Origin of the sequence: Sinomonas gamaensis (genome assembly GCF_005876955.1) — a bacterium.
In the GTDB taxonomy this organism is placed as follows: Bacteria; Actinomycetota; Actinomycetes; order Actinomycetales; family Micrococcaceae; genus Sinomonas; species Sinomonas gamaensis.
The window spans coordinates 63,082-76,540 of the sequence record NZ_SSCL01000016.1 but is presented as its reverse complement, the minus strand read 5'-3'; the positions used below and the strand labels follow the sequence as shown (position 1 = coordinate 76,540).

Here is a 13,459-nt window from a genome sequence, read left to right as displayed (position 1 = left end):
CCCGCCAGGGTGTGGGAGAGTAGGACACCGCCGGAACACACCACACGGGTGGGCCCCACAACGCAGTGGGGCCCACCCCCATTTAACACACCCACCAAACCCCCACACCCACAGCAGAGACGCAGGCCTACTGCCCCGGCTTCATACGTCTTGGCTTCTTCAGGCGCAGAGCGGGCCGCTCGACGAGGCAGTAGGTGAGGGCTGCCAGCGGAAGCGTCATCGTGAGCACGAGTGCACCGTTGAGGATCATCGACCCTGCGTCGTCTCCGAAAGTCGCGTGATGGGTGATGAGCCATAGAAGTACGGGCATATGCCAGAGGTAGATGCTGTAGCTGATCAATCCGGTGAAGCGGAGCGGTCGCCATTCGAGCGCCGAAGCCAGACGGTTGGTGCGGGAGTCGTCGGCTGACGGAGACACGACAGCAAGCAGGACCAGGGCAGCAGCGATGCCTGACAGATTCGTCAGTACCGCACGCTCGAGCGTTATGCCCAAGAATTCGACAACGGCGGCTGCCTCGATGAGCAGGAGTCTGCCTGCGCTCGAGATGCGATCCGTGCCCTTGGTCTTCAGGACGACCACGATCAGCGCGGCCGCCATCCCATAGCCGAAGAGGTCGGCTTGACCGAGCAGACTCCGAAGCAGCACAGCAGACCAGGTGTGGCCGAACTGGAATTCCCCCGTCTCGAGCGACGTCATACCGATCGTCGCCGTGGACGACCAGAAGGAGGCTCCTGTCCCCAGGGCCGCCATCGTCAGGGGAAGACAAGCCAGGGCGACTACCCTGTTGGCTCCGCGTCGAATCATCCACAGGGCAAATCCGGCCATCAGCGGCAGCAGCGCGTAGAACGTCAGCTCGGTCGTGAGAGACCACGAGACGGGGAGTCCGCTTGTGATGTATTCCGGTGAGAAGGTCTGCACCAAGAGGAGATTGGCGAGGATTTGCTGCCCGTCACTAAGCCGGCCGACGTTGTCGGCGCCAAGCCCATAGATGGCGCCTTTGACGAACGCTTGCCCGATGACCAAGGCGGTCACCGTGAAGACGACGATGTAGGCCGGATAAATGCGCAGCAGTCGGTTCTGTGCGTAGCGCCAGAGGCGCGGCAGAGGGCGGCCCTCCATGATGGCGGCGGCGAAGGGCCTGAAGAGAAGGAAGCCGGAAAGCACAAAGAAGAGTGTGAGTCCCTGATTCAGGAGCGGGAGTATGAAAATGCCGATAGGCCCTGAGACAACCTTGAATGAGGCCGCAAGACCCAGATGGAAGAACAGGACCGACAAGGCGGCAATGCCTCTGAGCCCCTCGAGCCCGGCAATCCTTCGATCGCCAAGAGGGGGCGCGGTGCGGTTGAGCACAGTGGGACCTTCAACCCCCGCGCCGGACCTGCCGGCGCCGTCGAGCGTCTCCTCGAGCACGCACACGCTCCTGGTCGATAAAGGACGGACCCCAGCGGTCCCCACTGAATGCTCCCAGAGGTTGGGTGCCGCGCGACGGCCTGATCGTCGATCCTTGGAGGAAGCTTGGCGAATCCTTGCAAGGGCAGTTGGTGTACCCGAAACAAAAGGAGCCCCGGAGCGACGATTGGGGGGTGCGCGCTCCGGGGCAGTCTTTGTTCCCTTTGCAGGGTCTGCCCCCAAGCCTAGACAAGAGATTTGTATTTGGCTACTAACTCAGTCAACAAGTTGGTAGCGCACTCCCGGCAGTGCACGAGAAGGGCCGGGAGCCTTGTGGCGCAGGACCAGTCGTGCTCGGATAGGGGCCATGGACAACCCGCGATACCTTCTTGCCATCGGCACCAAGAAGGGCCTGTGGCTTGCAACGAGCCGAGACCGCCGCGAATGGGAGCTGTCGGATCCGCAATTCCTGATGCAGGAGATCCCCTCGATCGGCATCGACACCAGAGAGGGGCGAACTCGTCTGCTCGTCGGCGTCCGCTCTGAGCATTTCGGCCCCACCGTAGTGCACTCCGATGACTTGGGGCAGACCTGGACCGAACCGGAGCGCGCCTCGATCGCGTTCGCGGAAGGCGACGACGCCGCCGTCGAACGCATTTGGCAGATCCTCCCGGACACCGAGGATCGCCCAGGGGTGGTGTGGGCAGGCGTGCAGCCGATCTCGGTGTGGAAGTCGACCGACGGCGGCGAGAGCTTCGAACTCAACCGGGCACTGTGGGAGCATCCGGACAAGGGCGACTGGGGAGCTGGCTACGGCGGTGCGGCGGCGCACTCGATCGTGCCTGACCGCAAGGATGCCGAGCTGGTCCACATCGCGATGAGCACAGGCGGCGTCTACCGCAGCCGGGACGGCGGAGAGAGCTGGGAGCGGGCGAGCAAGGGGATCTCGGCGTACTTCCTGCCGGATCCCGAGCCGGAGATGGGGCAGTGCGTCCATAAGATTGCGGCCGACGTCGACGGGCGGCTTTATGCCCAGAACCACCGAGGCGTCTTCCGCAGCGACGATCAAGGCGAACGATGGGTGTCGATCGCTGAGGGTCTGCCGGCTGATTTCGGCTTCGTGATGCTGACCCACCCAAGGCGCGCCGGCACCGCGTGGGTCATACCGCTCGTCTCGGATTACGAGCGCATCGCCCCGGACGGGCACCTTGCGGTGCACCGGACCGACGACGCCGGGGAGACGTGGAAGAAGTTCGACGGCGGTCTGCCGGAGAGGGATTTCAACGTCGTGCTGCGCGATGCAGCGGCGGTCGACGGCGGTGATCCGGTGGGCGTGTACTTCGGCACCCGCGGCGGTTCCGTCTACGCGAGCGGGGATGAAGGCGAGTCGTTCGTCGAGGTGGCCTCGCGACTGCCGGATGTCCTGTGCGTGAGGGCGGCCGAGCTGTGGTGACGCTGGTCCTCCCCACGGTGCTGGCCGAGGTGGCCGGCGGCCGCACGGAGTTCGCCCTGACCGGCGTCAGCTCCGTGCGGGCCGCGTTGGACAACGTGGGGGAGTCGTACCCGATCCTCGCGCGCAGGCTGCGCGACGAGCGGGGACAGCTCCGCCGGTACGTCAACGTCTACGTGGATGGGGATGATGTGCGGCGCCGCGAGGGGCTCGACACCGCGGTGGGCGAGGGGCAGGAGATTCTCGTCATCCAGTCGGTTGCTGGCGGCTGACTCATGCGACGAGGTCCCGTCCCTTGAAGGTGAAATCTGCCTGCACGTGCCACAGGGAGAAGTCCTCTTCCTGGAGGGCGCGGCGGTAATGGGTGTCCTCGTCCCGAATCCAGACTAGGCCGATGCCTGGCGCGGTGTCGTAGACGGTCCCCCGGAGGACAGTGACGCCGCTGCGTGCCTCGATGAGGTCTCCGCGGCGGAGTTCGCTGAGCTTCCGGATGCGGCGGTGGGTCTCGCTGGTCATCTGGTGCTCCTTCAAGCGTCAGAGGTGTTCCGACAGAGCCCAGTGTTCTCCGAGGACATTTCGCAATCGTTTCCGCCCGGTGAGCGGGCCGTAAGGACTTGAAGGCGCAAGCGTTTCCGCACGTCATGGCTGGGTAGTTAATTCGCAGTCATAATGCGCAAATTTGGTGTGCCTCCGCCTAGTAACTCACGAGTAGGGGTATCGCGGTGGGGCTCCACGCGATAGCGTCTATGACCTGACCCAGCAACGAAGCAGGGTCGACGTGGGTTTGCAGAGGTTTTCAGGCGAAGGGGCGTGCCGTGTCAGCAAGGTTTGAAGTGTTGAAGGACGAGGCGAGGCTATATCGGGTCCAGTTGCGGTCGGCGGAGGGGGTTGTGGTGGCGATCGCCCAGGGGCTCCAGTCCCTGGATGCGGTGAAGCACGTCATCGCTTCCGTCCGGGAGAGTGCGGCGATGGGACTGGTGGTGGACCTCACGCAACCGATCTGACGCCTGCCGCCGGGCGGGTTGGAACAAGGGCTGCAACCTCAGTGCAACCTTGTCCCGGGGTCTCGGCAGGCGCCCCGCGTACACTGTGATGCACGGCACACATAAGGGAGTGGGTGGACGTGCGATCGGAGCAGCTTGTGCACGCGGGGCAGGGAGCCGCGCGCGATGTCGTGGAAGACTCGTGGCGCCGTTCCTTCCGTACGCATCCACGTCGCGAAGATGCCGCGGTGGCCAGCGTGCTGGGAGAGGACGAGCTGCGCAGCTATCGCGAGGGGCACGCGCTGGCTCCCGTCATGCCTCTCATCTCCGACCTCCTCGTGCAGCCCGCCTCTGACGCTGGCACTGTGGTCGCCGTCGGGGACGAACGCGGGACGCTCCTCTGGGTCGAGGGCGATCCCGCCGTACGCCGACGGGCCGAACGCATGGCGTTTCTCGAGGGAGCGGACTGGTCCGAGGACAGCATCGGCACCAGTGCGCCCGGAACGGCTCTCGCCACGGGCAGTGCGGTCCAAATTGCGGGTCCGGAGCACTTCAGCCCGCTGGTGGAGGACTTCTCCTGCACCGCCGTGCCCATCCGCGACCCGCTTTCGGGCGTGCCGATCGGCGTCGTCGACATCACGGGCGGCGACCTGGCCATCTCGGGGTACGCCCTGCCGCTCGTCCGCGCGGCGGTCGCGGCAGCGGAGGAACGCCTGCGCACGCTGGCCGCGGCCTCGCGCGCAGGCGGGCGGACGCCGTCGTCCGCGGGGCCAGCGGTCCTCTCGGTGACGGGCCGCGATCACGGCGTGCTCCGCTGCGGAGACCGGACCCTCAGCCTCTCCGTCCGCCATTCGGAGATCCTGGTGCTCCTCGCCGGCAATCCGCGAGGGCTCACTGCCGAAGAACTCGCGGACCGGCTCTACGAACAGCCCGTTCCTGCGGTCACGCTGCGGGCCGAGCTCGTCCGGCTCCGGAAGGCCCTCGACGGCTTCGGTGCCGGCGTGCGACTCCTCTCGCGCCCCTACCGCATCGAGGGACTCGAGGTCGATTCCCTGCATGCGAGGGCACAGCTCGAGCGTGGCTCCCATCGGCTCGCGCTCAACTCGTACGGCGGGCAGATCCTGCCGCGCTCTGACGCCCCTGCCATCGCCGAGCTGCGGGACGAGCTCTCCGCGACCCTCCGCGAGGCGGTCGTGGGGAGCGCGGGCGTCGATGTGCTCATGAGCTATCTCCAGCTTCCCGAGGCGGCGGACGACGTCGAGGCCTGGCAGACCGCACTGCGTCTCCTGCCGCCGCGCTCACCCAAGCGGGCGTCCGTCGTTGCCCACCTCGAGCGGCTCCTGCGCCGCTGAGGCTTACGTCAAGGGAAGGCCCCTTGGGCTCTGGAAACTGTCAGCCCTCCGCCGTAGGCTCCGAGTTGTCGGAAGCGTCCGGCTCCCGAGTTGATGATCACAAGGAGTTGCCCCATGCCTACGATCCTGAACCCCTACCTGAGCTTCAAGGACAACGCCCGTGACGCGATGAATTTCTATCAGTCCGTCCTCGGCGGTGAACTCACGGTCTCCACGTTCGACGATTTCCATGCTGCGCAGGACCCGTCCGAGGGCCCTCTCGTGATGCACTCGCAGCTGAACGGCCCCAACGGCCTCACGCTCATGGCCTCGGACACGCCCTCCCGCATGGAGTACCAGCCGGGAACCAATTTCTCGATCTCACTGAGCGGGGATGACGAGGAAGAGCTCCGGGGCTACTGGGACAAGCTGTCCGATGGTGCCACGATCACCATGCCGCTCGAGAAGGCGATGTGGGGCGACACGTTCGGCATGCTCGTCGACAAGTTCGGCATCGCCTGGCTCATCAACATCGCTGGCCAGCCCAGCGAGGGCCAGTCGGGTGAAGGCGAGTCGGGCGAGGGCCAATCTGCGGAGGACGGCCAATCTGCGGAGAACGCACAGACAGAGGGCGCCGCTCAAAGCTGAGCAGCGCCCTCTGATCAACCGTGAGCCGAGGCGCTCACGAGGCTGGGCGGTCCTCCCGCTTCTGCCTTGTGAGCGTCTCGTCGATGATGTCCCGGATCTCGAGAAGCGTCTCGGGCGAGAGGTCGCTCGTGAGCGTGCGGGCGGCGAAGCTCCTGACCTCGGCCTCGCGCATGGCGCGGAGCAGGTGGAGCTGCGCGGTGACTCGCTCGGGCGTCTCGGCATCGGCGTCGGTCAGGAAGGCTGCTGGTACTCCGAAGAAGTCGGCGAGGGCCTCGAGGAGCTCCGTGTCCGGTGTCATGGGACCGGTGCCCGCCCGCATGTAATGCCAGCGCTGGCGTGAGATGTGGAGACCGCGTGCCTCGACGGCCTGCTTGATGTCGGGGAACGTGTATCGATGCCCCCCTTCGGCGGCCACGACGTCCAGAAGCGTGTTGAGACGCTCGGCCAGGACCTCCTCGGGCTTCAGGGGTTCGTGGTCAGGCATAGAGCGCTCCCTCCGTCTTTTGGACAAGTTTCGATTCAGACGTGCTCAACAGCGTTCCGCCGGCAGCGAGGTTGCTGTCGAGGATCTCGACAAGGGCGCGATGCAGGCGCGCCCGGGGATTCCGGCTGAGGACGCCCTTGAGCGGGACGGACACGGAGTCCATGACCACGCTGGCGTCGGCGGTGCGCCGCCAGACCCGGTGCAGGCGCAGCAGGAGATAGCGCTCCGCAACCTGCCACGCGGCCGCACGCCCGGACAGGGCCGGAAGCAGGAGCCCGAACGAGAGCAGGAAAGAGGCAATGGCGTAGAGGTTCTGGAACGTTGCCTGCAGGAGCGGCTCGTAGTCGAGGCCGAGGAACGTCAGCACGATGATCTGCCGCGCGAACTTTGCGACCAGGGCAATCACCGACAGCACGCAACCGAGCGCCACGGCCCCGAAGCCCCACCGGAACAGCCCCGAGCTCATGTGGGGCCGGTACTGGAGGCAGACGAGCGCGACCTCGACCGAGACCGCCACCAGATACACGCATTGGGTGGCCGTGAACACGAACACCCCGATGTCGCTCTGGGAACCTGAGTCGACGGCGTGGCCCGTCGGTGCTACGGCAGAAATCGCCCCGGCGGTGACCGCGCAGCCGAAGGACACGCAGTAGACGGTGATGGCCGCCGTCGTCTGCAGCAGACCCCGCCGGAGGACGGGTTCCTGTTCCTCCGCGGCGACCACCGCCTTCACGATGGCAATGCGGAGCAGCCCGTACGCGAGCATGATGAGGCCGCCACTCAAGAGGCTTGTGAGGCCGGGGAAAGCCATCACGGAATCGAGCCCCCGGAAGACCGGGGGATAGTTGACCGTCGCTGCCAGCGCCGCCGGGAGTGCGACGAAGAAGACGAGGTCCCCGCGCTGGCGGATGCAGGCCACGAGGCGAGAGAGCACGAGGAGCCACAGCGCGACGACCGAGGCGAGAGCGAGGGTCATCCGAAGACCCCGCGGAAGTTGAGCGGCTCGCCGCGTTCCGCCCGCCGGGCTTGGGCGAGGGCGTCGGCAAAGAGGTCCGCGAGCGACTCCGCGACGATCTCAGGCGGGGACTGCCGTTGGCAGCGCGCGAGGCAGCGGGACACCATGCTCGGCTTGAGGTCCGGGAGGAGCGAGGCGAGATGGCGCCCGTCCTCCATGAGCCGCTCGTGACCGAGGACAATGTGCGCGAATTCGTGGAGGATGATCTGTTCCCGGTGCAGGGGAGAGACCGTGTCGGCGTGCAGGACGAGATCGGTGTCCGGGAGGGAGAACCAGAGGCCCGAGACCTGGTTGGGGCCGAGACCCTTCACGGAACGGACCACGATCTTCTTCCCGCGGTCCTCCTCGAGGAGCTCGCGGAGGCCGTCGATGGTCAGATCCTGGGGAACGTCAAGGGCGCGAAATGCTGCGGAGGCTTCGGTCCGCAGGGCTTCCATGTCCATGACGCCATCCTCGTTCTCGACGGTGGACCTTCCCGTCAGGATAGCAGGAGTTGGACATGTCCACCGCTGTGGCCGCACGAGGACGCGTCACAAGGCGCGCGGCAATGTGACACGAATGTCGTAGACACGCCAGAATCCGAACAGTAGAGTCGGTCGCGTGACGGCCGGTCGGCCGATCGGTGATGCGCGCACTCAAGGCTGAATAGTGATTAAACGGTTGTGGCAGTTTCCGGCTGTCATTGGGGGGACCGCAGTGCTGACCTTCTGCGGGGTGAGCCTCCTTCAGGCGGGCGTGAACGGCCCGCTCCACGCCTTCGGTGCCAGCGTCCAGGCAGCGCGCGCGAGTGCCTCCGCGAGTGCGGCGGCCCAAGCGATTGCTGCCGGGACCCCCGTGCACCGCGAGGCCAGCAGCGAGAGTCCGCTCGCGCCGTCGACCATTCAAGCGGCAGGCTCTGTGCCGTCCCCGGTGCTGGCGGCGCCCGTCGCCGACCCCGAGTCGGACGACGGCGGATCCTCCGCCCCTCAACCCGCCAGCGCCGCTCAACCCGCCGGTGCTGCTCAACCCGGCGCGGCGGGGGCAGACCATTCCGCGCCGGGACAATCGCGGACGGCACCCGGCCAGAATGGGTCGGCGCGGGGACGCGATGACGGAACGCCGGGGCAGAATGACATGGCACCGGGGCAGACAGGAACAGCACCCGGGCTGGCCGCCAGCGGTCAGAGCGTGCGGGACGCGGTCTCCCACGGTGCGAATGCTGGGGCGGCTGCCGAAGCCGCTGCTCGCCAGCTGAGCCAGGAGGTCAACCGGTGGCTGCGGCTCGCGGATCCGCCTGGGCTCGGCGTGAAGCCGCTGCAGCAGAATGACGCCAAACAGAACAACGGCAAGAAGGATCAGGCACCCAGTGGTGCCCGCAAGGGCCAACCCTGACCGTCAAGGATCGCCTGGAGGCTCGCGCCGGTTGATTCGTTGACGAGGACTGGGGCCATGAGATTGACGGTCGTGCTGGTGCCGTCCGCGGTCGCCACCAGCAGCACCTTGGCCTCCTGTGGCGAGGTGAGGCCGATCCGCCGGCACGGGGCAGCAATGTCGGGCGCGTAGCCGGGCGCGTACACGCTCGCGTCCAGCACGAAGAGACGGATCTCAGGTGCTTCGGTGGGTCGGAGGCTGAAGAGGCCGGCTGCGCCGTCGACGGCGTCGAGTTGGAAGTCGGTGTGAGGCGAGAGGCCGGGGAGCGGCTCGGCGAAGGTCAATGCGCTCATCGTGGCCGTGCTCACTTGAGGAAGTCCATGAGGCTCGGCATGAGGGTCTTCGCGGTCACCGCGAGCGCGGCCTGGTAATTCGTCTGCTGAAGCTGCAGGTCGAGGATCGCCTTTCCGAGATCCGTGTCCTCGATGCCCGAGCGCTGAGTCTCGAGCTTGTTCTGGTCTGTCATGTTCTCCGATCCTGCCCGCTGGAGCTGCGAGAGCCGCGTTCCGATGTCCGCCCGCCCCGCAACAAGGACGTTCATCCCAGTATCGAGGGCCTGCAGCCGGGATGTGGGGTCGACACCGTTGCGCAGGTCTGAAGAGATGGCGTCCAGAACCGCGAAGATCGAGCCTGCCCCCGTGCCGAAGATCGCCGCTCCGTCGCCGTCGACCCGCACGGTCTGGTCGGCACCGATCCGCCGCTGCACGGTATCGCCGGGGACGCCGTTGAACGCGGGGGGATTGCCGTCGGTGAAGGCTCCCTCTGCATCGGAGGTCCCCGCGAACACGCTGCGCCCGAGGTAGCGCGTGTTGGCGGCCGAGAGGAGGTCCTGCCGGAGCGAGTCGATCTGCTGGGCGATCGCGTTCCTGCTGTCCTGGCCCAGCGAGCCGTTGCCCGCCTGGATGGTCAGATCCCTGACCTGCCTCAGGAAGCCGGTGGCACTGCCGAGAGCTCCATCGAGCGTCGTGAGCCAGGCCGTGCCGTCGTCGATGTTCCGCTTGTACTGGTTCGTTGCGGCGATCTGGGCGTGCACCTGAAGCGCGCCGGCCGTCCCGACCGGGTCGTCCGAGGGCCGCCCGATGCGCTGCCCCCAGCTTGCCGCCTGCTGCGCGTTCGCGAGGCGGGTCTGGCTCAGGCTGAGGCCGCGTTGTGCAGCCGCGGCCATGGTCTGTTCGGTGACGCGGATCATCACAGTCCTACTGTTCCGGTGTGGTTGATGAGCGTATCGAGAGCCTGGTCGACGGCGCTCATCACCCTCGCCGCGGCCTGGTACGCGTGCTGGGCCTCGAGCAGATGCATGCTCTCCTCATCGAGGCTCACGGACGCCCCCGACGACTGGGCGGTCTTCGCCTGGGCCGCGGCCGTCGTCGTCGTCGTCTCCTGCTGCCGGGCTGCTTGGGAAGCGCTGCCGAGGGTCGTCACGAAGGCAGTCCACTGGCTGTCGGGCGAGCTGATGCCGGTGCCGAGCTGCGCAATCGCGTCCGCCGTCGAGCCGTCGAAGGCTCCCGAGCCTGCGCTCCCGGCAGAGATTCCGCTGGCATCCTGTGGGACGACGCTGAGCCCAAGCGCGGGGGGAAGGGACGGGTCCAGTCGGAAGAAGCCGAGGCCGCGTGTCCCAGCGGTCGTCTGACCGCCCGCGTGGAGGGCGTTGACCTGTTGGGCGATCGACGATGCGAGGTCAGAGTAGCGGGCTGCCGCCTCGGCAAACGCACCGCCCGAGCCATCTGTGGCCGCGGGAGCGAGGACGGAGAGATTCCCTGCGATCGTGCCGCCGTCGAGCCCTGCGTCGACGGTGGGACGGTCCGCCCACACCAGCTTGGGAGCTCCCGAGGCGGTGTCCGCCATGGTGCCCGCACCGGCGAGTTCGACCGAGCGTGCCGAGCCGCCCGTGACGAGGGCATTGCCGCCGATGTAGACGGTGACCGTCCCGTCAGGCTGATCGCGCACGGTGCCGCCGGCGAGCGAGGCGATCGTCTCGGTTAGCTTTGCGCGGGCGTCGATGAGTTCGTTGGCTCCCGCGCCTGCCGCTGTCGCCGAGCGGATGCTCGCATTGAGCGACGCCACCTGCTTCGCCGCATCATTGAGCGAGGCGACCATCGTCTGGGTCTGGGCACGGGTTCCCGACCATTCGGAAGCGAGCGAGGAATAACCGCTGGACAGTTTCGCCGCGAGCTGTTTGGCGTTCTGAATGAGGGCGGAGGCAGCGGCGGGGTCGCCCGGCTGGTTCGCCATGTCCTGCCACGACGCCCAGAAGGAGTGGAGCTGGGCCGAGACTCCGCTGGGCCCCGGTTCCTGCAGGATCGTCTCGATGCTCTGGTAGGCGCTCGACCTCTGCGCGGCGTAGCCCGAGAGCGAGCCGGTCGTGCGGACGGACGAGTCGAGGAGGGCATTGCCGAGACGGGAGATCGCGTCGACCGAGACTCCCTCGCCCACCTGGGGCGCACCCGCTGCGCTCACGGTGCGGGCGACCGGGCCCAGCGACGATTGCTCGACCCGCTGCCGCGTGTAGCCGTCGGTCCCGGCGTTGTCGATGTTCTGTCCCGCCACGTTCATGGCCTGCTGTGCGGCGGAAAGGCCGCGGTAGGCCGCGTTGAGGGCGCCGAAAGTGCTCACGTGCCGTCCCCTTACAGATCTCGGGCGAACAGGCGGGATTCGGTGGATCCCGACGCTCGGCCGCGTGCGTCGTAGGTCTTGGCGGTCGACGACGTCACATCCGCGAGCGTCTCCTGCGTCGACCGCGAGGCGGCCCGGAGGAATTGCGTATTGGCATCGCGCAGCTGCCGGATGATCGCCGTCTGTTCCGTCATCGCCTTGAGGTGCGCCACGAGGATCTCGCCCCAAGGCCCGTCCGGTGCTCCGGCCGCTAGCTCGCGGAGCGTCGCCTCCTCAGGGAGACCCCATTCGAGGGCGACGGCGGCCGCGGTCACCGCGCGCGCGAGACCTGCGGAGGCGAGCCGCTCCAGGACCTGCTCGACCTCGCGCGTCGCGTGGGAGAGCCAGCGCGTCTTGCCGGCTGTGAGGATGAGCTGCTCTTCTTCGAGCTTGAATGTCAGGAGGTCCAGCAGCTCGCGCTCGTGCCAGAGCTGGGCGGACAGGTCATGGATCGCCATTCGTGGCCAACTTCCTCATCCGTGAGGCTTACAGTGCGGGTGCGGCGCATGCGCCTCGTTGCCTCTTCCTATCGGAAGGACCGGCTGATCGATAAGCTTTTCGGCCCCTACCCGATTCGCCCACGTGGAGTCGTCGGTGGAAGAATGCGCACGATGCGTCGTGGTGTCCGAACTAACCGTGAGGCCGCTGTCAGCTCAGAGGGGCTCAGGCGGCGCGACCGGCGTACCAGAACTGGACGACGACGCGCGACTCGGCCCGCGCCTTTTGGGCGGCCGCTCGTCTGGGGAGGCCTCGGCCTCGTGGTGCTGGCTGTTTCTCTTGGCCTGACGTTGTTCGTGACCGGGTGGCCGGGGGAGGGCTTCCGTTGGGCCGCTTCGGGAGCCACGCCCTCCGGTGGTAGGGCGGCCGCCCTTCCGAGCAGCAGTCCCTCGGTCTCCTCGCCGACGCTGGGCGATGCCGCGGTCTCGCGGCCGACGGCGGCGGGCAGTTCGAGTGCCTCCACCGGGCCGAGCCAGGCTGTGTTTCCGTCGGCTTCCGCGAAGGCCCCGACAACGACGCCGGTCATCGCTCCCCAGCCGGCGGCCGCCGTCGACAATCCAGCGCCCGGGGTCCCGACGGTCGCCCCTCCTCCTCCGGCGGCTTCCGGGGCGCCCGCTCCGACCCCCACCCCGACGGCGAGCAGTTGCTCCCCGTCGTTCCCCTTGGGCCTTATCGGCGGAGGCCGGTGCCGGTAGCTGGCTTCACCGGCGATCGCGATCATGGGAATCCTTATTCGCTCCCAATCTGGCAAAATGCAGACCCGGGCCGGATTCCCCAGCACTCGAGCCCAGTTCCCCCGAATTTGCACTGGTCGATCGAGCTTGCCCCATGAATAGCCCGGAAACGCGCCGAGGACGGGGCGATAGTTGGGGAATCCGGCGCGAAGGTTGGGGAATGCGGCGGAAAAGATGGGGAAGTTGGCCTCAGAAATCGATCCGCATGACCGCTCGTCGCGAGGAGGGCCGGCTTACTTCCGTGAAGCCGGCGTCGGCGAACATGCGGGGGCTGCCGACATAGAGTTCTCCCCAGATCGCCTCCTTGCCGGGAGCGAGGATGAGGGCGTAGCCCTCGAGGGCCTGCGCTCCGCGGTCCCGGGCGAAATGGACGGCCGCCTGCGCCAGAGCGCGCCCGATACCCCGCCGACGAAAGCCCGACCGGACGACAAAGCACGTCGCCGCCCACACGCCGTCGTCCGTTGGATCCTCGGTTCGCCCCGCCCACGGAATCTTCGCGCTCGCAAGCCTGGGGTACGCGGTGCGGGGTTCGACCGCGCACCATCCCACCGGTTCGCCATCGAGATATGCAACGATGCCTGTGGTCGCGGACGCTTCGGGGTGGCCGCAGTCGGTCTGCTCGCGCAGGAGGGCCGCTCGGGTTTCGGGCGCCATCGCCCGATATTCGGCCGCGGAGTGCTTGAACCACTGGCACCGGCAATTTCCCGGCTCGCCGCGGCGGCCGAAGATCAGGTCGAGGTCCTCTGGGGACGCCTCATTGGCGGGGACGAAGGTCAGCCCTTCCATGAAGTCAGAGTAGCCCCGGGCACAATTTTTTCCTCCCCTCGCTAACGCGCCCGGTCCCCAAGCCGATAGCTAGCCGTT

At 67.3% G+C, this 13,459-nt stretch carries 16 protein-coding genes and 1 pseudogene; 6 read left to right on the top strand and 11 right to left on the bottom strand.

Features of this window, described 5'->3' with window-relative positions:
- Positions 1-127: 127 nt before the first annotated feature.
- Entirely contained in the window at positions 128-1,411 is a 1,284-nt protein-coding gene (locus E5679_RS17800; RefSeq protein ID WP_171042436.1) for an acyltransferase family protein, read from the bottom strand.
- A gap of 346 nt (positions 1,412-1,757) precedes the next feature.
- On the opposite strand from E5679_RS17800, the gene E5679_RS17795 reads away from it, so the two are divergent.
- Both E5679_RS17795 and E5679_RS17790 read left to right on the top strand, forming a co-directional pair.
- Positions 1,758-2,843, top strand: coding sequence for a WD40/YVTN/BNR-like repeat-containing protein (locus E5679_RS17795; protein ID WP_138418363.1), 1,086 nt, complete (start codon positions 1,758-1,760; stop codon positions 2,841-2,843).
- A complete protein-coding gene (locus E5679_RS17790; RefSeq protein WP_249336212.1) occupies positions 2,840-3,112 on the top strand; it encodes a MoaD/ThiS family protein in 273 nt (90 codons plus the stop codon). The genes E5679_RS17795 and E5679_RS17790 overlap by 4 nt, the downstream gene beginning before the upstream one ends.
- Position 3,113: 1 nt before the next feature.
- On the opposite strand, the gene E5679_RS17785 is transcribed toward E5679_RS17790, so the two are convergent.
- Positions 3,114-3,356 carry a hypothetical protein gene (locus E5679_RS17785; protein WP_138418361.1) on the bottom strand — a complete coding sequence of 81 codons (243 nt, stop codon included), beginning with the start codon at positions 3,354-3,356 and terminating at the stop codon, positions 3,114-3,116.
- Positions 3,357-3,655: 299 nt separating this feature from the next.
- Between E5679_RS17785 and E5679_RS17780 the strand changes: the two genes are divergently transcribed.
- The 3 genes and pseudogenes from E5679_RS17780 to E5679_RS17770 form a co-directional block, all read left to right on the top strand.
- Entirely contained in the window at positions 3,656-3,844 is a 189-nt protein-coding gene (locus E5679_RS17780; protein ID WP_138418359.1) for a YegP family protein, read from the top strand.
- 113 nt (positions 3,845-3,957) lie between these two features.
- The gene (locus tag E5679_RS17775; RefSeq protein ID WP_138418357.1) at positions 3,958-5,175 is read left to right on the top strand and encodes a helix-turn-helix domain-containing protein; all 1,218 of its coding nucleotides are present in this window, start codon (positions 3,958-3,960) and stop codon (positions 5,173-5,175) included.
- Positions 5,176-5,289: 114 nt separating this feature from the next.
- Positions 5,290-5,694, top strand: a pseudogene (locus E5679_RS17770) (VOC family protein); the annotation flags it as partial.
- A 142-nt stretch (positions 5,695-5,836) separates the two neighbouring features.
- Here E5679_RS17770 and E5679_RS17765 read toward each other — a convergent pair.
- Genes E5679_RS17765 through E5679_RS17755 form a run of 3 tightly spaced genes read right to left on the bottom strand, consistent with a single transcriptional unit; the run spans position 5,837 to position 7,744 of the window.
- A complete protein-coding gene (locus E5679_RS17765; protein ID WP_138418353.1) occupies positions 5,837-6,286 on the bottom strand; it encodes a hypothetical protein in 450 nt (149 codons plus the stop codon).
- Positions 6,279-7,262: a hypothetical protein gene (locus E5679_RS17760; RefSeq protein WP_138418351.1), complete on the bottom strand. Its 984-nt coding sequence runs from the start codon at positions 7,260-7,262 to the stop codon at positions 6,279-6,281. Before E5679_RS17760 ends, E5679_RS17765 begins: the two co-directional genes overlap by 8 nt.
- Positions 7,259-7,744 carry a hypothetical protein gene (locus tag E5679_RS17755; protein ID WP_138418348.1) on the bottom strand — a complete coding sequence of 162 codons (486 nt, stop codon included), beginning with the start codon at positions 7,742-7,744 and terminating at the stop codon, positions 7,259-7,261. Before E5679_RS17755 ends, E5679_RS17760 begins: the two co-directional genes overlap by 4 nt.
- 253 nt (positions 7,745-7,997) lie before the next feature.
- On the opposite strand from E5679_RS17755, the gene E5679_RS17750 reads away from it, so the two are divergent.
- Positions 7,998-8,672, top strand: coding sequence for a hypothetical protein (locus E5679_RS17750; protein WP_171042435.1), 675 nt, complete (start codon positions 7,998-8,000; stop codon positions 8,670-8,672).
- Here the strand turns inward: E5679_RS17750 and E5679_RS17745 are convergent.
- The 6 genes from E5679_RS17745 to E5679_RS17720 all read right to left on the bottom strand — a co-directional run bounded on the left by E5679_RS17745 (position 8,636) and on the right by E5679_RS17720 (position 13,381).
- Positions 8,636-9,004 carry a flagellar assembly protein FliW gene (locus E5679_RS17745; RefSeq protein WP_171042434.1) on the bottom strand — a complete coding sequence of 123 codons (369 nt, stop codon included), beginning with the start codon at positions 9,002-9,004 and terminating at the stop codon, positions 8,636-8,638. The two genes, E5679_RS17750 and E5679_RS17745, sit on opposite strands and share 37 nt — an antisense overlap.
- A gap of 11 nt (positions 9,005-9,015) precedes the next feature.
- Entirely contained in the window at positions 9,016-9,900 is an 885-nt protein-coding gene (gene flgL, locus E5679_RS17740; protein WP_138418342.1) for a flagellar hook-associated protein FlgL, read from the bottom strand.
- Positions 9,900-11,324, bottom strand: a complete 1,425-nt coding sequence (gene flgK, locus E5679_RS17735; protein WP_138418340.1) for a flagellar hook-associated protein FlgK — start codon at positions 11,322-11,324, stop codon at positions 9,900-9,902. Before flgK ends, flgL begins: the two co-directional genes overlap by 1 nt.
- Before the next feature lie 11 nt (positions 11,325-11,335).
- The gene (locus E5679_RS17730; protein WP_138418338.1) at positions 11,336-11,821 is read right to left on the bottom strand and encodes a flagellar protein FlgN; all 486 of its coding nucleotides are present in this window, start codon (positions 11,819-11,821) and stop codon (positions 11,336-11,338) included.
- Between the two features lie 107 nt (positions 11,822-11,928).
- Positions 11,929-12,582: a hypothetical protein gene (locus E5679_RS20950; RefSeq protein WP_171042433.1), complete on the bottom strand. Its 654-nt coding sequence runs from the start codon at positions 12,580-12,582 to the stop codon at positions 11,929-11,931.
- 202 nt (positions 12,583-12,784) lie between these two features.
- Entirely contained in the window at positions 12,785-13,381 is a 597-nt protein-coding gene (locus tag E5679_RS17720; protein WP_138418334.1) for a GNAT family N-acetyltransferase, read from the bottom strand.
- Positions 13,382-13,459 lie beyond the last annotated feature (78 nt).

Coding starts and splice junctions, on each gene's coding strand:
- E5679_RS17720 (WP_138418334.1), bottom strand. CDS start 13,381: ATGGAAGGGCTGACCTTCGTCCCCGCCAATGAGGCGTCCCCAGAGGAC.
- E5679_RS20950 (WP_171042433.1), bottom strand. CDS start 12,582: ATGATCGCGATCGCCGGTGAAGCCAGCTACCGGCACCGGCCTCCGCCG.
- E5679_RS17795 (WP_138418363.1), top strand. CDS start 1,758: ATGGACAACCCGCGATACCTTCTTGCCATCGGCACCAAGAAGGGCCTG.
- flgL (WP_138418342.1), bottom strand. CDS start 9,900: ATGATCCGCGTCACCGAACAGACCATGGCCGCGGCTGCACAACGCGGC.
- E5679_RS17765 (WP_138418353.1), bottom strand. CDS start 6,286: ATGCCTGACCACGAACCCCTGAAGCCCGAGGAGGTCCTGGCCGAGCGT.
- E5679_RS17730 (WP_138418338.1), bottom strand. CDS start 11,821: ATGGCGATCCATGACCTGTCCGCCCAGCTCTGGCACGAGCGCGAGCTG.
- E5679_RS17755 (WP_138418348.1), bottom strand. CDS start 7,744: ATGGACATGGAAGCCCTGCGGACCGAAGCCTCCGCAGCATTTCGCGCC.
- E5679_RS17745 (WP_171042434.1), bottom strand. CDS start 9,004: ATGAGCGCATTGACCTTCGCCGAGCCGCTCCCCGGCCTCTCGCCTCAC.
- E5679_RS17785 (WP_138418361.1), bottom strand. CDS start 3,356: ATGACCAGCGAGACCCACCGCCGCATCCGGAAGCTCAGCGAACTCCGC.
- E5679_RS17760 (WP_138418351.1), bottom strand. CDS start 7,262: ATGACCCTCGCTCTCGCCTCGGTCGTCGCGCTGTGGCTCCTCGTGCTC.